Below are 18,545 nucleotides of genomic sequence, written 5' to 3' on the forward strand. Positions count from 1 at the left end.
CTACAGTTTGGCTAGGCGTTCCAGCGCCAGGTGAAGGGTTTCGTCTTTCTTGGCAAAGCAAAAGCGCACCACCCGCTGGTCGAAGCCGTCGCCATAAAACGCCGACAGCGGAATCGCCGCCACGCCGATCTCGGTGGTCAGCCACTGGCAGAAATCGGCCTCGCCCAGCTCGCTGACATCTGAAATGTCCACGCACTGGAAATAGCTGCCTTCACTGGGCAGCAGCCTGAAGCGGGTGTTTTGCAGCCCGGCCCGGAACAGGTCGCGCTTGCGCTGGTAAAAGGCCGGCAGGTCGAGGTAAGGCCGGTCATCGGCCATGTAGGCGGCCAGCCCATGCTGCACCGGCGTGTTGACGCTGAACACATTGAACTGATGCACCTTGCGGAACTCCGCCGTCAGCGCGGCAGGCGCGGCGATATAGCCGACCTTCCAGCCAGTAACGTGGTAGGTCTTGCCAAAGCTGCTGACGATGAAGGCGCGCGCCGCCAGCCCGGCAAAGCGCGCCGCGCTCTGGTGAATTTGGCCCTTGTCGGCATCGAACACCATGTGCTCATACACCTCGTCGCTGATCAGGAGGACATTGGTGGGCGCCAGGATGTCCTGCAGCCTGCGCATGTCGGCTTCGCTCCAGACCGTCGCGCTCGGGTTGTGCGGCGAATTGACGATGATGGCGCGCGTCCTGGGGCTGATGGCCGCTGAAATCTTCTCGAAGTTGGGGCGAAACGTGCCCGGCGTCAAAGGCACGCGCACCACCGTGCCGCCGGCCAGTTCGATATTAGGCACATAGCTGTCGTAGCAGGGTTCCAGCACGATGACTTCATCGCCCGGATGCACCACGGCCAAAATGATGGTGATGATGGCTTGCGTGGCGCCGGCCGTGATGGTGATTTCGCTGCCGGCGTCGTAGCTGCGGCCATGGAGGGCGGCCAGCTTGGCCGCAACCGCTTCGCGCAAGACCGGCACGCCGGCCATCGGCGGGTACTGGTTCAGGCCGCGCTGCATGGCGTCGGTGACGGCGTTGACCAGTTGCGGGTCGCAGTCGAAATCAGGAAAGCCCTGGCCGAGGTTGACCGCGCCTTTTTCTGCGGCCAGCGCCGACATGACGGTAAAAATCGTGGTGCCGACCTTCGGCAGCTTGCTCGTGAGCAACGGTGTGCGGGCGGGAATCATGGGCTGGTTTGGCATGTTCAGACTTCGTAGTCGCTCAGGCGGCCCGTCATGGCCTTGACGATCAGGTCGCGGCTGAGCTTGTCGCTGAGCAGTTCGGCAAACTTATAGACAAAATTGCGCAGGTAGGCACTGCGCTTGAAAGCCACCCGGGCCACGTTGACGCCGAACAGGCTGCCCGCCGGAATGGCCAGCAGGTCGCTGTTGCTGCCGTCGTCCTTGACCGCCATTTCGGCCACGATGCCCACGCCCAGCCCCAGGCGCACATAGGTCTTGATGACGTCGGCGTCAATCGCTTCAAGGGCAATGCGCGGATGCAGGTGCTTTGCCGCAAATGCCTGGTCAATCTTGGTGCGCCCGCTGAACGACGGGTGGTAGGTGATCAGGGGTTCCAGCGCCAGGTCTTCCAGGGTGATGTGTTCCTTGCTGGCTAGGGGATGGTTCAGTGGCATCACCAGCATGTGCTGCCATTCATAGCAGGGCAGCGTGACCAGGTCGTCGTATTGGTTCAATGACTCCGTGGCAATGCCGATCTCGGCGACCTCGTCCAGCACCATGCGCGCCACCTGGTCGGGCGAGCCCTGGTGCAGGCTGACGTTGACTTTCGGAAAGGTTTCCCGCAGCCTGGCGACCGACTGCGGCAGCACATAGCGGGCCTGGCTGTGGGTGGTGGCAATCGACAGCGTGCCGCTGTCCTGCGCGGAATACTGCTCGCCGATGCGTCGCAGATTGCCGACTTCGCGCATGATCAGCTCGATGCTTTTCAGTACATGCTCGCCGGGCTCGGTCACGCGCTTGAGGCGCTTGCCGTGGCGCGCGAAGATTTCAACGCCCAGTTCTTCTTCCAGCTCAATGATGGCTTTGGAGACGCCGGGCTGCGAGGTATGCAGCGCCCGGGCGGTTTCGGTCAAGTTGAGGTTGCGGCGGACGGCTTCCTGGACGAAGCGGAACTGGTGTAGGTTCATATGAAATTCATGCTAAATATAAATTTCATTATGCCTTCAATGTACTAACGAAAACTTGGCGCTTGAGCCGTTTCCCAGGGCGGGGCGGCACCGCGACGCAAGGCTCAGGCCACGGCAATATCGGCCATCAGTGCCGTCATTTGTTCATACTCGCCTGCGGTCGGCAGGAGTTCAATGCTTACGCCGGGGTGCGAAAGCCGGATTTCTTCGATCAGCAGCGGCAGGTCTTCACGCGCATGTTTGCCGACACCCAGAAAAAGCGGAAATACCCTTAACTGGAGTGCGCCGACAGCTATTAAATCAGTAGCGGCTTCCGGCAGGGACGGCGAGCAGATTTCCAGATAGGCGCAGCGCACCAGGGTGCCGGGGTGGCGGGCGCTGATTTGCGCGGCGACTGCTTCAATCGGCAGGCGCCACAGCGGGTCACGCGAACCATGGGCGAACAAAACAATACCGCGCTGCGCTGGAGGTGTGAGGGTCATACGGTCGAGAGCTTGAAGGCTGTGTGGATGGGGTAGGTCAGCGCCTGAGCACCAGCCAGCCGAACGCAGCCATGGAAATGGCCATGTAGAGCAGTCCGGGAGTGGCCGCTGCCAGCCAGGGCTGCCAGTTGCGCAGGTTGCCGATGTAGCCGAACACGTTGTTGAGCAGGAAAAAGCTGATGCCGATCATGACGCCGGCAAACACATAGCTGCTGATGCTGCCAGAGCGGAAATGCAGGTAGGCAAAGGGCAGGGCCAGCATCACCATGACCAGGCAGCTGAGCGGATAAAACACCTTTTTCCAGAACTCGATTTCATAGCGCTGGGAGGTCTGGCCATTGGCCTCCAGATGGCGTATGTAATTGAAGAGGTCAAGCGTGGCCATGCGATCTGGCCTGAGCAGCGCCACGGACACCATCTCGGTGCTGATTTCCGTGGGCCAGCGATAACTGGCAACGTCGGTGCGCTTGACCTTGGCCTGCTGCGCAGGCGCATTGACGCCGCCCGCGCTGGTGGTGACGTCGAACTCGGTTCGCGTGGCATTGCGCAACTGCCAGGCGGTATTCAGGGAAAATGCCGCTACCGGCGCTTCGGTGGTCGATACGATCAGCCCCTGGTGGTTGAACTCGTAAATACGCACGCCATGCATTTCGTTGTTGGGCGAGAGTTCGCTCACGTTGACGATGAAGTTGCTGGAGACCTGTTTTTCCTTCAGCCAGGCGCCGGTCTGGCCCACGGTGATCTTGTTCTGGTAGCGGGCCTTCATGAGCTGGGCAGCGCGTTCGCTGGCCGGTGCGATGTAGTCGCCCACCAGGAAGCTGAGCGCTACAAAAAATGCACCCAGCCACAGTAGCAGCTTCAGTGCGCGCCAGGGGCCGAGTCCGCTGGTGCGCAAAATGGTGTATTCCGAACTCTGCGCCAGGCGCGACATGACGAAAATACTGCCAATCAAAACCGATATCGGTAGCAGTTCATACAAGTGGTTGGGAATCAGCAGCGCCACATACAGCAGCGCATGCTTGACCTGGTAAATGCTGTCTCCGGCGCCGTTGTTCTTGCCCAGGTACTGGAGTTCATCGACCAGGTCAAAAAAGAAGAACAGGGCCAGAAAGCCCAGGGCGACCAGCGCAATCGAGCCGAGCACTTCACCGTAAATCAGGCGGCGTATGGTTTTCATGGCGGGCTCCCGGCGCGCAGCGCAAGCGGTGGCTGGCGTTTCAGCCTGAAGCGCCAGTTGGCGTGCCGCTTGGCCAGCCATGCCAGCCCGAGCAGCAGGACGCCGCCATGCAGGGCCAGCAACAGATTGCCGAAACTGATCAGGCCGACAAAAATCCAACTCTGGCCCAGATTGACCAGGTTGTTGTAAACCACGAAGGCCAGCACGACAAACATCATGTTGCCGCTGCGCCCACCCCGGGGATTGACCTTGGCCAGCGCGACCGCCAGAAACACGAAATTGATGGCCGACAGGGCCAGGCCAAGCCGCCACGCCAGCTCGCCCAGGTTGCTGCGCGTGGGGTCTTTGATCAGTGCGCGGGTGGACAGCAGCTTGGCTTCGGGCGCGGAGTCGCCAAGCAGCCCGGAATCATCGGTTTTGACGCCATATTCCTTGAAGTCGCTGATCTTGAGCGTCGATTTCCCCATGTCGTTTTCAAGCCGCTGGCCGTTGGAAAGCATCAGGAACCGGGCGTCGCTCCGGGTTTCAATCCGGCCTGATTGCGCGGTGGTGACCGAGTTTTTTCCTTTTTCGGTGGCGGCAATGAACACGTTGTTGCTGGCTTTTTCGCCCGCCAGATCGCGGTCGATGAAAAACACCCGGTTGCCGCTGGAGGATTCCTGGAACACGCCGGGCGTGATGCGGTCCAGGTCGCCGCGTTGCTGGTAGCGGCTTTGCATGTCCTTGGTCTGCTGGTTGGTCCAGGGCCAGACAAACAGCGCCATCAGGGTAATGACCAGCAGCACCGGCCAGGCAAAGTGAAACAGCGGGCGCAAAAAACCGGCCAGCCCCTGGCCGCTGGTGAACCAGACCACCATTTCACTGTCGCGGTACATGCGCGTCAGGGTGCTGACCATGGCAATGAACAGCGAGATGGTCAGGATGGTCGGCAGGCGCCCGAGACCGGAATAGGCCATGTAAAGCATCACGTCCTGCGGGCTGATGGACCCGCGCGAAGCCTGGCCCAGGGTACGGATCAGCACGATGGTCATGACGATGGTGATGAGCACCACGAGGGTGGCACCAAAAGCGCGCGCCAATTCCTTGCGAATTGAAGATTGGAATAACATTGACTGAATGGCTGCCTTGCGTTGCTTTGTTTTTATGTGTGTAAGTTGGTTTCTCTACCGGACCCTGAACCCTGAATTATGGACTTTGAACTTAAAACTCTGACCCGCACCCTTATTTGCAGCGAAAAAGCCGACGCGCTGATTGTGCTCATCCCCGAAGGCCTGACTGCCGGCGACGACGCCTTGTCAGTGCTTGCCGCACTGGCGATCAAGTCGGGCGATCTGGAGGTCAAGCCGGGAAAGCTGCTGAACGCCTACAGGGTGACTGGCATTGCAGCCACGCGGGTGCTGCTGGTCGGGGCAGGCGACGCCAGCCCAAAAAGTGTCCGTACCGCCGTCAATGCCGCCATGGGCGCCTTGAAGGCCAGCAATAATGTCCAGCGCGCCGTGCTGTGCCTCAATGCGCTCCCTACCCTGCAGCCCGAGGCCGTGCGCGCCGCCATCGTGGCCTGCTCCGAGACGGCTTACGCCTACACCACGACCAAGTCCAAATCCGCTGCTGCAAAACTGCAGCAGGTGGTGGTTGCGGTGGACGGCCTTGCCAATGCGCAGGCAGGATTCGACAAGGCCGTCGGCCTGGCCAAGGGGATTGATCTGGCCAAGGAATGGGCCAACCGGCCGGCCAACCATGCCACGCCGACCCTGCTCGCAGGCGCGGCCAAGGAACTCGGGAAACTGCCCCGCATCAAGACCGAAGTGCTGGGTCCCAAGGAGATTGAAAAACTCGGCATGGGTGCCTTCCTGGCGGTTGCGCAGGGCACGGCCGAGCCCTTGCGTTTCATCGTGCTGCGCTATGAGGGCGCTGCCAAGGCAGAAGCGCCGGTGGTGCTGATCGGCAAGGGAATCACCTTTGACACCGGCGGCATCTCGATCAAGCCGGCGGCCGAAATGGACGAGATGAAATTCGACATGTGCGGCGCCGCCAGCGTGCTCGGCACTTTCCGGGCGCTGGCCGAGTTGCAGCCGGCGCTCAATGTGGTGGGGCTGATTCCGGCCTGCGAAAACATGCCCGGCGACCGCGCCATCAAGCCCGGCGACGTGGTCACCAGCATGAGCGGCCAGACCATCGAAATCCTCAACACCGATGCCGAAGGGCGGCTGGTGCTGTGCGATGCCTTGACCTATGCCGCCCGCCTCAAGCCCCGGGCCGTGGTTGACATCGCCACGCTGACCGGGGCTTGCGTGGTGGCGCTGGGCGGGGTGCGCAGCGGACTCTTTTCCAATAACGAAGCACTGGCCGAATCGCTGGCCAGGGCGGGTGAATCCTCGCTCGATCCGTGCTGGAGGATGCCGCTGGACGACGACTATGCCGAAGGCCTGAAAAGCAATTTTGCCGATGTCGCGAATGTGGCCGGACGCGCGGGCGGTGCGGTGACGGCCGCCAAGTTCCTGCAGCGCTTTGCCGCCGACTTTGCATGGGCGCACCTGGATATCGCCGGAACGGCCTGGAAAAGCGGTGCCGCCAAGGGGGCGACCGGCCGCCCGGTAGCGTTGCTGCTCGACTTTTTGCTTGGCCAGGTGCAGGCCGTGCAGGCAGCGCAACCCGTCAAGGCAAGCCCAAAAACCAGGCCCGCCCGAAAAAGCACGCCTGCCGCCAAAACCCGGGCATGACCGAGATCGCCTTTCATTTCAATGTGCCCGACAAACTGGCTTACGGCTGCCGTTTGCTGCGCAAGGCCTATCTCAGCGGCGCCACGGTGGCGGTCACCGCCGAGCCTGAAGTGCTGGCGGAACTCGATGCGCTGCTGTGGAGTTTTTCCGCGACGGAGTTCGTTCCGCATTGCACGGGCGCGGCATCGCCCGACACGCTGGCCGCCACGCCCGTCGTGCTGGCGGCATCGCTGGCCGATTGTCCGGGCCGTGAAATTTTGGTGAACCTGGGCCAGGACGTGCCTGGGGGGTTTGAAGGATTCGAGCGTTTCATCGAGCTGGTTTCGTTGCACCCCGATGATGTCCAGACCGGACGAAGCCGCTGGAAACATTACGTGGCGCGCGGCTACGCCCTGAAAAAGCATGACCTGGCCAGCCGGGCCAGAGGCGCGGCATGAGCCGCCTGACAGGGCCGCCGGCTGACGTGCCCACGCTGATCGAAATCGTCCATCCGGTTGTTGCTGGCGGAGCTGCATCCGACGGCGTCATGGTCGTGGACCCGGCTTCAGCTGAAATGCAGGAGCTGATGGTCCGGCGCGTGCTGCAGCGCATCGACCTGGTGCTGGAGAAACATTTGCACGAGGCCATCGAGCAGTTGATCCTGGAGCATGTCGACGGCCTCTTGCCGCGTCTTCGGGAGGAGATTGAACTGGTCGTGCGTGAATCCGTGAGCCAGGCGTTTGGGCAGGAATCGACGGCCTTTGCGGCTCGGCCGGAAAGCCGGCAACAGGATGTGCCTTGACGCCGGTTGAGGCTTATTTTCACGGTGAATGATGCTTGTCAAGGCAAACCCTCTGATCAAAGCCCACCTAGGGACGTTGCTATGGTGCAGGCCCAAAAATTGCGTTATGTTCCTTCCTGTTGAGTTAAAAAATGTTCTCAACCTTCACAGGTAATTTCCTAACCGGAGTGTTTTTTATGCAGATGAAATTGAAATTGACAGTAGTGGCAACCCTTGCGATGGTGGCAGGCCTGGCTTCAGCGCAGGATGCTGTCGTGAAAATTGGTCATGTGGCACCGATGTCCGGTGCGCAGGCCCACTATGGCAAAGACAATGAAAATGGCGTGCGCATGGCCATTGAAGAGCTGAACACTCAAAACATCGTCATCGGCGGCAAAAAAATCAAGTTTGAACTGGTGGCTGAAGACGATGCCGCTGATCCAAAACAGGGCACGGCCGTTGCACAAAAACTGTGCGACTCCAAAGTGGCCGGTGTGGTGGGCCATCTGAACTCCGGCACCACCATTCCTGCTTCCAAGGTTTACAACGACTGCGGCATCCCCATGGTGACAGGCGCTGCCACCAACCCCAACCTGACCAAGCCCGGCTACAAAACAACCTTCCGCATCATTGCCAATGACAACGCCCTGGGCGCCGGCCTGGCCTTTTATGCCGCTGACGCACTGAAACTGAAAAAAGTCGCGATCATCGACGACCGTTCCGCTTACGGCCAGGGCGTGGCCGAAGTGTTCAAAAAAACCGCCATTGCCAAGGGCATGACGGTTGTGGATGAGCAGTACACCACCGACAAGGCGACTGACTTCATGGCGATCCTGACAGCCGTCAAATCCAAAAGCCCCGATGCGGTTTTCTTCGGTGGCATGGATGCGCAAGGCGGCCCGATGCTGCGTCAGATGGAGCAGCTCGGCATGAGCAACGTCAAGTTTTTTGGCGGTGACGGCATCTGCACCGCTGAAGTGGCCAAGCTGGCGGGCGGCGCCAAGACACTGAACAATGTGGTTTGCGCCGAAGGCGGGGCATCACTGGTCAAGATGCCAGGCGGCGAAGCCTGGAAAAAGCGTTACGACGCCAAATACCCTGGCCAGTTCCAGATTTACAGCCCCTACACCTATGACGCAACATTTGTACTCGTTGACGCCATGAAGCGCGCCAAATCCACTGATCCAAAGGTTTACACGCCTGAGCTGATCAAGGCGAACTACAAGGGCGTGACCACCACCATCGCATTCGAGCCCAACGGCGAATTGAAAAACCCTGCCATCACCCTGTATGTGTACAAGGACGGCAAGAAGTCGGCGCTGAACTGAAATGCTCTGTCCTGACTGCCCCGATAAGTTGTTGACGGGCGGGTAAAGACAAGTAAAAGCCTCCATCCAGAACGCCCCGTGCTCACAAAGCACGGGGCGTTTTGTCTTTGAGTGGTAGATGCTGGGCCACGGGCAGTTATTCGTTTTCAGTCTGGCAGCTAGATTTGGCAGGGCCTGTGCAAGCCAGGCGAAATGCGCACAATGGCAGGGCACGCCGGCCGTCATTCAAGCGCTGGGGCGACGTGATTGCGCGTGCCAAGATCCCGCGCCAGTAGCCTCGCAGCCTTCACTTTTTTACCGGGTCATTTTCATGAACATCAACAACATCGGCCTTGTCGGCTATGGCGAAGTCGGAAAAATCTTCAGTGCCGGCATGAAGAACCAGCCCGGCGTGGCCGCCATGTCCGTCTGGGATCTGAAGCTGGCCGATCCAGCCACGCAGGCGGCTGAGCTGGCCCATGCGGCTGCGGCAGGCGTGACGGCCCAGCCCTGCCTGCAGGCGCTGTGCGAGGCGAGCGACCTGGTCATCTCTGCCGTGACCGCCTCCAACACCCTGGCCGTGGCGCGGGAGGCCGCGCGATTCATCCGTCCCGGCGCCATTTTCCTGGACCTCAATTCCGCCTCTCCCGGCACCAAGCAGCAATGCGCCGCCCTGATTGACGCGGCCGGCGCGCATTATGTCGAAGCTGGCGTGATGACCTCGGTGCCGCCTTATGGCATCCGGGTGCCGATGCTGCTGGGCGGCGCCCGGGCCGCCGAACTGGCGCCGCTGCTGGCCGGCTGGGGCATGGATGCCAGGGCCGTGAGTGAGCGGCTCGGCGTGGCCAGCGCCATCAAGATGTGCCGCAGCATCATGATCAAGGGGCTGGAAGCGCTGGTGATCGAGAGCTACGCCACGGCCCGCGCCTACGGCGTGGAAGACCAGGTGCTGCCGACGCTGCAGGAAACCTTTCCGAGCATCGACTGGAGCGGGCAGGGCGCCTACTTCTTCAGCCGGGTGGTGCAGCACGGCCAGCGCCGGGCCGAGGAAATGCGCGAGTCAGCCAACACGGTGCGCGAAGCCGGGTTCGAGCCCTTGATGGCCGCCGCCATCGCCACCAAGCACCAGTGGGTGGCCGACCAGGCCAAGGCCGGCGTCTTTGCCGGGATTGACAAGGGCGCCCGCTGGCAGGACTATGCCGACCGCCTGCTGGCCGCGCGCAAGCCGTGACCGTGACCGTGATGATGGCTGACTGCGGCTGATGCTCGATATCCTGGCCATCACCGGCCCCATCTATTTCACCATCGTCCTGGGTTTTATCACCACGCGGCGGGGTTTGTTCAGTCCGGCCGACATGCGCGTGATGGGCAAGTTCGTGATCAACCTGGCGCTGCCTGCGCTGCTGTTCAACGCGCTGGCGCAGCGCCCGATTGGCGAGATTCTCAATGGCCGCTACCTGTTCCTCTATGCGGCCGGCTCGCTGGTGACGCTGGGCCTGGGCTGGCTGTGGGCGCGCCGCGTGGCCGGGCAGGACGGCACCACCAGCGCCTACTACGCCATGGGCATGTCCTGCTCCAACAGCGGCTTCGTCGGCTATCCGATTGCCTTGCTGACCCTCGGCCCGGTGGCCGGCGTGGTGCTGGGCCTGAACATGATGGTCGAGAATCTTATTTTGATCCCGCTGCTGCTGGGGCTGGCTGAAAGTGGCCGGGGGCGCAGTGGCGCCTGGCATCTGGTGCTGCGCCAGTCGCTGGTGAATTTGCTGCGCAACCCGATGGTGCTGGGGCTGCTGGCCGGGCTCATGGTGTCGGTGATGGGCTGGAAACTGCCGTCTCCGGTCGGGCGCACGGTCACGCTGTTTTCCCAGGCCAGCGGCGCGCTGTCGCTGTTCGTGATTGGCGGGGCGCTGGTGGGGCTGAAGATCCAGGGCATGCGGCGCCAGGTGGCGCAGATCGCCGTGGGCAAGCTGCTGCTGCACCCGCTGGTCATGCTGGCCGTGCTGCTGCTTTCAGAGGCAGGGGGCTTGATTCCCATGGAGCCGCAGATGCGCATGGGACTGCTGCTGACGGCGGCTTGCCCCATGCTGGGCATCTACACGATCCTGGCGCAAAAGTATGGCCGCGATGGCCTGGCGGCTGCGTCCCTGCTGGGCGCCACCGTGGCGTCATTCGGGTCGATCAGCCTCTTGCTGTGGGCGTTTCGGTCACTGCCGGGCTGGGGCGCCTGAGGCGGCTTTGAGAGCGCTCCAAACGCCAAATGCCAAAAATAGTGGCAATAAATGCCTTTTGCGCATACCCCACCTGCATCAGCAGCTATTTAATCAGGAGCAACCGATGGATTCAAACAGCGGTTGTGTGAAAGTGATTTTCAGGGTGCTAAACTGAAACGGTAATTCAGGTGGCCTGCGGACTTCGGTTTGCAGGCTTAAACGGGAAGTCGGTGCGCACGGGTTTATTCACCAATCCACGCTATTCCGACGCTGCCCTCGCAACGGTAAACGAGTCAAAGCCAGATCCATCACCACTGTGCCAACGCATGGGAAGGGGGTCTGGCAGAACAAGCTTTTTGCTTCTTCACTCGTGAGCCCGGAGACCGGCCTGATTTCTTGCGCGTGATCTTGCGATGGGCAAGGGTCAGCAGGCGACAGTCCACAGCGTTTTCGGGAATTTTTTGCCCCGGCACTCGCTGCTTTGCGGCTTCGCCTTCTCTCTCCTTTTCTCCCCTTCGCTGCATCACACCCATTTAATCTATCGCGCGATGGGCGTGGAGGAGACGATATGTTGAGGCAACGCTTTTCAGCGTCGTGGTCATGAGCGGCGGCACTGTCTGGTTTGTGGGCGCAGGGCCAGGCGACCCGGAACTCATCACCGTGAAGGGCAGGGCGCTGATCGAGCGCGCCGGCGCCATTTTGTTCGCCGGCTCGCTGGTCAGCGAGGCGGCCACGCGCTGGGCGCCGGCGGGCTGCGTGATCGCGGACAGCAAGGACATGACGCTGGAGCAGATGTCAGCCTGGCTGATCGCGCAGGCCGGGCGCTGCCAGACCGTGGTGCGCCTGCAGACCGGCGACCCCGGTCTGTATGGCGCGCTGATCGAGCTGGTGCAGCCGCTGGACGCGGCGGGCGTGCCGATTGCGGTGGTGCCGGGCGTTTCGTCCGCCATGGCCTCGGCGGCGGCGGCGGTGGAAAGCCTGACGCTGCCCGAAGTCACGCAAACCGTGATTTTTACCCGCATGGAAGGGCGCACCCCGATGCCCGAGGGCGAGTCGCTGGAGGTGCTGGCGGCGCACCACAGCACCCTGTGCATCTTTTTGAGCATCACGCTGATGGGCCGGGTCACGGCGGCGCTGACGGCGGCCGGCTGGTCGCCGGATGCGCCGGTGGTGGTGGTCCACAAGGCCAGCTGGCCGGGCGAGGAAAAAATCATCCGGGGCACGGTGGCCACCATTCAGGGCCTGTGCCGCGAGGCAAAAATCGTCAGCCAGTCCATGATCATCGCCAGCCCGACGCTGGGTGCGCGGCACTGGGAAACGCTGGCCAAGTCCAAGCTGTACGACGCCAGTTTTACCCACAAATTCCGGCGCGCCAGCACCAAGCCGAGCCTGATTACCGACCTACCCAAAGACCTCCCGGAGACAACATGACTGCAGACACCATTCTTCTGGTGGGCCACGGCTCGCGCGAAAAATCGGGCAACGACGAAATACTGGACTTTGCCGAACAGTGGCGCCAGCGCCAGCCGGGCTGGCGCATCGAGGTGTGCTTCATCGAATTCTCCGAGATCACCATGAGCGAAGGCCTGCGCCGCGCCGCGACAGGCGCGCAGCGCGTGCTGGTGGTGCCGCTGATCCTGAATGCCGCCGGCCACGTCAAGATGGACATTCCGCAGGCCATTGACGGCGCGCGGCTGAAGTTTGCGCAGGTGCAGTTCTTGTACGCGCCGCACCTTGCAGCCTGCGACCCGATTCTGTCCATCGTCAAGCGCCGCCTGAAGGGCGCGATGCAGGCGCTGGACATGCCTGACCCGACGACCACGGGCGTGGTGATGCTGGGGCGCGGCTCGTCGGACCGGCAGGCCAATGGCGAGATGGCCAAGATGGCGCGCTGGCTGATGGAGGAAACCGACCACGAGCTGGTCGATCTGGCGTTCACCGGCATCACCTGGCCGCGCCTTGAAAAAGCCGTGCAGCGGCAAAGCCTGCTGGGCATGACGCAGGTGGTGGTGCTGCCTTACTACCTGTTCAACGGCACGCTGGTCGAGCGCATCGCCCGGCAGGTTGAAAACCTGAAAACCCAGTACCCGGCCATCCGCTTTACTTCGACGGCGTACTTTGGCTTTGAACGCGAGATTTTTGAGTTGCTGGAAGAGCGGGTGAATGACCTGAAGCGCGGCGCGCCGGAGTTCCGCATGCCGTGTGACGGCTGCAAGTACCGCGAGTTCGGCGTTGAACATGGCCTGGGCGGACACCACCATGACGATGCCATTGCGCACGACCACAACCACGATCACGAACATCCGCATCCGCATGCCCAGGCCATCGTTCAGATTCATCCGCATGAGGATGGACATGCGCATGACCACGCGCATCCGCACGACCATCGCCACGAGCACGCCCACCCATGAATACCGCCAACACCGTCACCGAGCAGCTCACCGCCGCCGGCCGCGCCATCGAGCACGACTCCTTCGCCGTGATTGACCGCGAAGTGGCCTCGCACGCCTACACCGCCAGCCAGTGGCCCATCGTGCGCCGCATGATCCACGCCAATGCCGACTTCGACTTCAACGGCCTGACCGACTTTCACCCGCGCGCGGTGGACGCTGGCGTGGCCGCCATCCTGTCGCGCGGCACCCGCGTGGTCGCCGACGTGGAGATGATCTGCGTCGGCCTGTCGGCGCCTCGCCTGGGGCACTTCGGCATGGCCACGCACCAGTTCATCTCGGATGCCGATGTGATTGAAGCTGCCAAGGCCGAAGGCACGACCCGCGCCGTGCAGGCCATGCGCAAGGCGCACCGCCTGGGCTTGATTGACGGGGCCATCGTCGGCATCGGCAATGCGCCCACTGCGCTGATCGAGTTGGTGCGGCTGATCCATGAGGAGGGCGCGCGCCCCGCGCTGGTCGTCGGCATGCCGGTCGGCTTTGTCTCGGCGGCTGAGTCCAAGGATCTGATGGCGCTGGAAAGTGCCGTGCCCTGGGTGGTGATTCGCGGCCGCAAGGGCGGCTCCACGCTGGTGGTGGCCGCCATTCATGCCCTGCTGGGACTAGCCGAGGCGCAAGAGCTGGCGCAGAAAAACCCCGCATGATGGACAAAAATGCGCCACGCGGCACGCGCACCGGCTTCACCACCGGCGCGTGTTCGGCGGCGGCTGCGCGCGCGGCCACGCTGGGGCTGCTCACCGGCCAAGTGCCGGACCGCATCGAATGCCTGCTGCCCAATGGCGACCTAGTGACGTTTTCGGTACTGGACGGCGCGGTCAACGGCGACACCGCGCATGCCATGGTCATCAAGGACGCGGGCGACGACCCCGACTGCACCGACAAGGCGCACCTGACGGCCGACGTGACGCTGCGCCGCGACCTGCCCGGCCAGGTGCTGCTGACGGGCGGCTTCGGCGTGGGCACGGTGACCATGCCCGGCCTGGGGCTGGCGGTGGGCGGGCCGGCCATCAACCCGGTGCCGCGCCGCAACATCACGGCCAATGTGCAGGCCGCCGCCGGCGAACTGCTGGACGAAGCCGGCTTCGAGGTCTGCATTTCGGTGCCGCAAGGCGTGGAGATGGCCAAGAAAACGCTGAATGCGCGGCTTGGCATCCTGGGCGGCATTTCCATTCTGGGCACCACTGGCATCGTCAAGCCGTACTCGACGGCCGCCTACCGGGCCAGCGTGGTGCAGGGCGTGCAGGTGGCGGGCACGCTGGGCCACGGCGTGGTGGTGCTGACCACCGGCGGGCGCACCGAGAAATTCGTGATGGCCGAAATGCCGCATCTGCCTGAACCGGCTTTTGTGCAGATGGGCGACTTCTTGCGCTACGCCATGAGCGCCGCCGTCAAGGCCGGTTTGAAGCAGGTGGTGATTGGCGGCATGGTCGGCAAGCTGACAAAAATAGCGCAGGGCGAAACCATCACCCACGCCGGCCGTGCCGAGGTCGATACCGGCCTGCTGGCCGACATTGCCGCCGGCCTGGGAGCCGCGCAAGACGTGTGCGATGCGATTCGCGGCAACGAAACCGCGCGCTATGCCGGCGAGCGCATGGATGCGCTGGGCCTGGGCGCGGCCTTTCACAAGGCATTGGCGCAGCGCGTGATTCAGACCCTGCAAGCGCGTTACCCCGATAAATTTGATTTGAAAGTGCTGGTCTGCGACTTTGACGGTCGCAAGATAGCGGAGGCCCCTTGAATTCCGAAACGATAAACCTGATTGAAAAATGCCGGATCATCGGCGTGCTGGACGACGGCGTTGCCAGCTTGAGCCGCGCCGCGCTGGCGCATTTGCAGCAGGCGCAACTGGTGATTGGCGGCGCGCGCGCGCTGCAGCTGTTTGGCGTGCACATCGACCCGGCGGCCCGGCAGCGCGACCTGACCGGCGCGCTGTCGCAAGTCCCCGAGTGGATTCGCGCGGCTCAGGCGGAAAACCAGTGCGTGGTGGTGCTGGCCACGGGCGATCCCTTGTGCCACGGCATCGCCGCTTACCTGGCTTCGCGCCTGTGCATCGAGGCGATTGAGGTCATCCCCAATGTCTCGACGCTGCAACTGGCCTGCGCCCGGCTCAGTCTGCCGTGGCAGGACATGAAGTTTTCATCGGTTCACAGCAAGGATGCTGGTGACTGGGTGGAGGGTGCCGAGCCCGGCCACGGCCTGTACGCGCTGCTGCGCGATATTCGCCAGAACGACCGCCTGGCCATTCTCACCAGCCCCGCCAACACGCCAGACCGCATTGCCCGCATGCTGGTGGCTGAGGGCCTGGCCGATGATTTCGAGATGGCTGTCGCCGAACGCCTGTGCCAGCCCGAGGAACGCATCGTCAGCGGCATGAGCATCACCGCCGCCGCGCAGATGCCGTTTGCCGACCCGAACGTGGTGCTGCTGTGGCGCATCCGTGCGCGCACGCAGCCGGTGCTGCTGGGCCTGCCCGATGCCAGCTACCAGCAGCGCTACCCGGAAAAAGGCCTGATCACCAAGAACGAAGTGCGCGTGGTGTCGCTGGCCCGCATGCAACTGCGCGCTAACAGCGTGGTCTGGGACATTGGTGCCGGCTCGGGTTCCGTGGGCCTGGAAGCCGCGCGGCTGTGCAGCCAGGGCCATGTGTACGCGATTGAAAAAAATGTCGATGACAGCGCCATCGTGCGGGCCAACCGCCGGGCGATGGGCATCAGCAACCACACGCTGGTGCATGGCAAGGCGCCCGAAGGCCTGCAGCACTGGCCCGACCCGGATGCCGTGTTCATCGGCGGCTCGGGCGGCGAACTGGCCGAGTTGATCCGCCTGATATTGCAGCGCATGAAGCCCGAAGGCTGGCTGGTGATGAACTTCGTGACGCTCGAAAACCTGGGAACGGCCGTCGAGACGCTCAAGTCGCTGGGCGTTGCCTGGGACGTGCTGCAGCTGCAGGCCTCGCGCAGCAAGCCGATTTTGCACATGAACCGCATGGCGGCCGAGAACCCGGTGTGGCTGGTGTGCGCGCAAAAAGTCGCCGTGCCCACGCCCGTCAAAGCGAACAAGATGGAAAAAAGCGATGACTGAACTTCATGTGGTTTCTTCAGCGCCCGCGCCGGGCCGCCTGTTCGGCGTCTCCCTGGGTCCAGGCGATCCGGGCCTGATCACGCGCCGCGCCTGGGCCTTGCTGGAGCGTCCCCATGCCGTGTGGACCTACCCGGTGCGCAGCCTGCGCAAGGAAAGCTACGGGCTCGACATCGCGCTGCGGCCGGGCTGGCGCTGCCGGCCCGGCACCAGCCGCTGCTGTTCCCGATGACCCACGATGTGGAAAAACTCGCTCGCCACTGGCTCAAGGCCGCCGAAACCGTGAAGGCGCTGCTGGCGACCGGCCAGGACGTGCTGTTCCTGGTCGAAGGCGATGCCTCCACCTACGCCAGCTTTTGCTACCTGGCCCGCGTGCTGCGCGAACTCGATGCGGATGCCCGCATCGACATCGTTCCCGGCGTGACCTCGTTCAACGCGGCCTGCGCCCGGCTGCAGATGCCGCTGTCGGAGCAGGACGACACCATCGCCATCGTGCCCGCCGCCTACGGCATCGCGGCGGTCGAAAAAATGCTGGACGACTTCGACACGCTGGTGCTCATGAAGGTCAAGCCGCTGCTGGACGACTTGATCGACCTGCTGGAGCGCCGGGGCTTGCTGCCGCACAGCCGCTTCATTGAAAAAGCCGGCTCGCCGGTCGAGCGAATTGTTCACAACGTGGCCGAACTCAAGGGCACCAAGGTCAACTACCTGTCGCTGCTGCTGGTCAAGAACCCGGGGCGCGTGCGCGGCGACATGCTGCGCGGCTGCCGCAAGAAAACAAGCACTGAAATCGAAGAGGAAACCTTAGGATGACCATGAACACCTTGCCAGATACCAGCGCCGCCGTGCGCGTCGTCCTGGTCGCCATCACCAGGCACGGCGCGCAGCAAACCGCCGGACTGGCGCGCCAGTTGCCGCAGGCCAGCGTCTGCGTGGCTGAAAAATTTGCGCCACTCATGGCCGGCTTGCCCAACCCGGTGCGTGCCTACAGCGGCGCTTTCCGCGACGAAATCGCCACGCTGTTCACCGGGTTTGACCAGGTCGTTTTCTTCGTTTCGCTGGGCGCGGTGGTGCGCCTGATCGCGCCGCACCTGAAAAGCAAGGACGAAGACCCCGGCGTGCTGGTGGTCGATGACGCCGGGCAGTTCGTGATTCCGGTGCTGTCGGGCCATGTCGGCGGCGCCAATGCCATGGCCGAGCAGGTGGCCGCGCTGCTCGGCGCCACCGCCGTGCTGACCACCGCGTCCGACGTCGGCAAGACCATTCCGGTCGATATCCTGGGCCGCGAACTGGGCTGGAAGGTCGAAGCGCCCAAGCTCAACATCACCCGCGTCTCGGCCCATGTCGTCAACGGCGAGCCGGTGGCCGTCGTGCAGGAAGCCGGCAGCCCCGACTGGTGGACCCGGCCGACGCCGCTGCCGGCGACCATCCACAAGTTCGAGCGCTTTGACGATGTGGACCTGAACCACTTCAAGGCCGTGCTGTGGATCACCCATGCCGAGGTGACGGCCGAGCGCTGGCAGCAGCTGAACGAGCGTCTGGTGGTGTACCGCCCGCCGCAAGCCGCATGAGCGCTGCGACCATGAAAATCGCCGTCGGCCTGGGCTGCGACCGGGGCACGCCGCTGGCCACGCTGCAGCAGGCCCTTGGCGAAGCGCTGGCGCTGGCCGGCGCCGGGCTGGCCGACGTGGCGGCGGCTGCCAGCATCGACCTCAAGGCCGACGAGCCGGGCCTGCTGGCGCTGGCCGCGCTGCATGGCTGGCGCATGACCTTCTACACCCCGGCGCAGCTGGCCGCCGTGCCCGTGCCCAACCCGTCAGAGACGGTGCGCAAGTACACCGGCAGCCCGTCGGTCAGCGAGGCCGCCGCCCTGCTGGCGGCCTCGGCGGCGGGGCCGGTGTCTGGCGCCACGGCGCTGCTGGTCGAAAAGCACAAGTACCGGGGCGCCGATGGGCGCAATGCCACGGTTTCATTAGCCCGCTGCCACGCTTTCCCGCTGTAAGTTTTTTTAGTTTCTTAACCCCGAAATGGAGCAACCCATGAACGCATCTTCCGTCTCTTCTTCCACCGTTTACCCCGTCAGCGCAACCCGCAGCCTGCTGCTGCAACTCGCCGCTGGCGCCGCCCTGGGCCTGGTCGTGCTGTACGGCGTGGCCTTTGCCGAAAGCCCGCTGGCGCACAACGCCGCGCATGACGTGCGCCACGTCACCGTCAAACCCTGCCATTGAA

Annotated in this window: 19 protein-coding genes, 1 pseudogene and 1 riboswitch; of the genes and pseudogenes, 15 read left to right on the forward strand and 5 right to left on the reverse strand. The window is 63.2% G+C overall.

The genetic code is table 11. The features are described from left to right. The 5 genes from ABLV49_RS09560 to lptF all read right to left on the reverse strand — a co-directional run bounded on the left by ABLV49_RS09560 (position 1) and on the right by lptF (position 4,900). On the reverse strand, positions 1–1,185 hold the full coding sequence (locus ABLV49_RS09560; RefSeq protein ID WP_349281349.1) for a pyridoxal phosphate-dependent aminotransferase: 1,185 nt from the start codon (positions 1,183–1,185) through the stop codon (positions 1–3). 2 nt (positions 1,186–1,187) lie between these two features. Next, on the reverse strand, positions 1,188–2,132 hold the full coding sequence (locus tag ABLV49_RS09565; RefSeq protein ID WP_349281350.1) for a CysB family HTH-type transcriptional regulator: 945 nt from the start codon (positions 2,130–2,132) through the stop codon (positions 1,188–1,190). Positions 2,133–2,236: 104 nt separating this feature from the next. Beyond that, entirely contained in the window at positions 2,237–2,614 is a 378-nt protein-coding gene (locus ABLV49_RS09570) for a sirohydrochlorin chelatase (RefSeq protein WP_349281351.1), read from the reverse strand. Positions 2,615–2,651: 37 nt separating this feature from the next. Then, positions 2,652–3,791 carry an LPS export ABC transporter permease LptG gene (gene lptG, locus ABLV49_RS09575; protein WP_349281352.1) on the reverse strand — a complete coding sequence of 380 codons (1,140 nt, stop codon included), beginning with the start codon at positions 3,789–3,791 and terminating at the stop codon, positions 2,652–2,654. Continuing rightward, the gene (gene lptF, locus ABLV49_RS09580) at positions 3,788–4,900 is read right to left on the reverse strand and encodes an LPS export ABC transporter permease LptF (protein WP_349281353.1); all 1,113 of its coding nucleotides are present in this window, start codon (positions 4,898–4,900) and stop codon (positions 3,788–3,790) included. The genes lptG and lptF overlap by 4 nt, the downstream gene beginning before the upstream one ends. A 78-nt stretch (positions 4,901–4,978) precedes the next feature. On the opposite strand from lptF, the gene ABLV49_RS09585 reads away from it, so the two are divergent. The 15 genes and pseudogenes from ABLV49_RS09585 (at position 4,979) to ABLV49_RS09655 (ending at position 18,544) form a co-directional block, all read left to right on the forward strand. Further along, complete coding sequence (locus ABLV49_RS09585) at positions 4,979–6,511, forward strand: leucyl aminopeptidase (protein WP_349281354.1); 1,533 nt, start codon at positions 4,979–4,981, stop codon at positions 6,509–6,511. Next, positions 6,508–6,948 carry a DNA polymerase III subunit chi gene (locus tag ABLV49_RS09590; RefSeq protein ID WP_349281355.1) on the forward strand — a complete coding sequence of 147 codons (441 nt, stop codon included), beginning with the start codon at positions 6,508–6,510 and terminating at the stop codon, positions 6,946–6,948. Before ABLV49_RS09585 ends, ABLV49_RS09590 begins: the two co-directional genes overlap by 4 nt. Then, complete coding sequence (locus ABLV49_RS09595; protein WP_349281356.1) at positions 6,945–7,292, forward strand: hypothetical protein; 348 nt, start codon at positions 6,945–6,947, stop codon at positions 7,290–7,292. Before ABLV49_RS09590 ends, ABLV49_RS09595 begins: the two co-directional genes overlap by 4 nt. A 176-nt stretch (positions 7,293–7,468) precedes the next feature. Beyond that, entirely contained in the window at positions 7,469–8,599 is a 1,131-nt protein-coding gene (locus tag ABLV49_RS09600) for a branched-chain amino acid ABC transporter substrate-binding protein (RefSeq protein WP_349281357.1), read from the forward strand. A gap of 310 nt (positions 8,600–8,909) precedes the next feature. After that, entirely contained in the window at positions 8,910–9,809 is a 900-nt protein-coding gene (locus ABLV49_RS09605; RefSeq protein ID WP_349281358.1) for an NAD(P)-dependent oxidoreductase, read from the forward strand. Positions 9,810–9,840: 31 nt separating this feature from the next. Then, entirely contained in the window at positions 9,841–10,806 is a 966-nt protein-coding gene (locus ABLV49_RS09610; RefSeq protein WP_349281359.1) for an AEC family transporter, read from the forward strand. Positions 10,807–10,957: 151 nt separating this feature from the next. Further along, positions 10,958–11,194, forward strand: a riboswitch (cobalamin riboswitch). A gap of 194 nt (positions 11,195–11,388) precedes the next feature. Next, positions 11,389–12,219 carry a precorrin-4 C(11)-methyltransferase gene (cobM, locus tag ABLV49_RS09615; RefSeq protein ID WP_349281360.1) on the forward strand — a complete coding sequence of 277 codons (831 nt, stop codon included), beginning with the start codon at positions 11,389–11,391 and terminating at the stop codon, positions 12,217–12,219. Continuing rightward, entirely contained in the window at positions 12,216–13,199 is a 984-nt protein-coding gene (locus ABLV49_RS09620; RefSeq protein ID WP_349281361.1) for a sirohydrochlorin chelatase, read from the forward strand. Before cobM ends, ABLV49_RS09620 begins: the two co-directional genes overlap by 4 nt. Continuing rightward, complete coding sequence (locus ABLV49_RS09625; RefSeq protein ID WP_349281362.1) at positions 13,196–13,882, forward strand: precorrin-8X methylmutase; 687 nt, start codon at positions 13,196–13,198, stop codon at positions 13,880–13,882. Before ABLV49_RS09620 ends, ABLV49_RS09625 begins: the two co-directional genes overlap by 4 nt. Further along, positions 13,879–14,976 carry a cobalt-precorrin-5B (C(1))-methyltransferase gene (locus tag ABLV49_RS09630; protein ID WP_349281363.1) on the forward strand — a complete coding sequence of 366 codons (1,098 nt, stop codon included), beginning with the start codon at positions 13,879–13,881 and terminating at the stop codon, positions 14,974–14,976. Before ABLV49_RS09625 ends, ABLV49_RS09630 begins: the two co-directional genes overlap by 4 nt. Beyond that, positions 14,973–16,319: a precorrin-6y C5,15-methyltransferase (decarboxylating) subunit CbiE gene (gene cbiE / locus ABLV49_RS09635; RefSeq protein WP_349281364.1), complete on the forward strand. Its 1,347-nt coding sequence runs from the start codon at positions 14,973–14,975 to the stop codon at positions 16,317–16,319. The genes ABLV49_RS09630 and cbiE overlap by 4 nt, the downstream gene beginning before the upstream one ends. Then, positions 16,312–17,129, forward strand: a pseudogene (cobI, locus tag ABLV49_RS09640) (precorrin-2 C(20)-methyltransferase). The gene cbiE and the pseudogene cobI overlap by 8 nt, the downstream one beginning before the upstream one ends. Continuing rightward, positions 17,126–17,887, forward strand: coding sequence for a cobalamin biosynthesis central domain-containing protein (locus ABLV49_RS09645; RefSeq protein WP_349281365.1), 762 nt, complete (start codon positions 17,126–17,128; stop codon positions 17,885–17,887). Before cobI ends, ABLV49_RS09645 begins: the two are co-directional and overlap by 4 nt. Beyond that, entirely contained in the window at positions 17,884–18,318 is a 435-nt protein-coding gene (locus tag ABLV49_RS09650) for a cobalamin biosynthesis protein (protein WP_349281366.1), read from the forward strand. Before ABLV49_RS09645 ends, ABLV49_RS09650 begins: the two co-directional genes overlap by 4 nt. Positions 18,319–18,355: 37 nt before the next feature. Next, positions 18,356–18,544, forward strand: coding sequence for a CbtB domain-containing protein (locus ABLV49_RS09655; protein WP_349281367.1), 189 nt, complete (start codon positions 18,356–18,358; stop codon positions 18,542–18,544). Position 18,545: the final 1 nt, after the last annotated feature.

The sequence above is a fragment of the Polaromonas hydrogenivorans genome (assembly GCF_040105105.1).
Classification (GTDB): domain Bacteria; phylum Pseudomonadota; class Gammaproteobacteria; order Burkholderiales; family Burkholderiaceae_C; genus Polaromonas; species Polaromonas hydrogenivorans.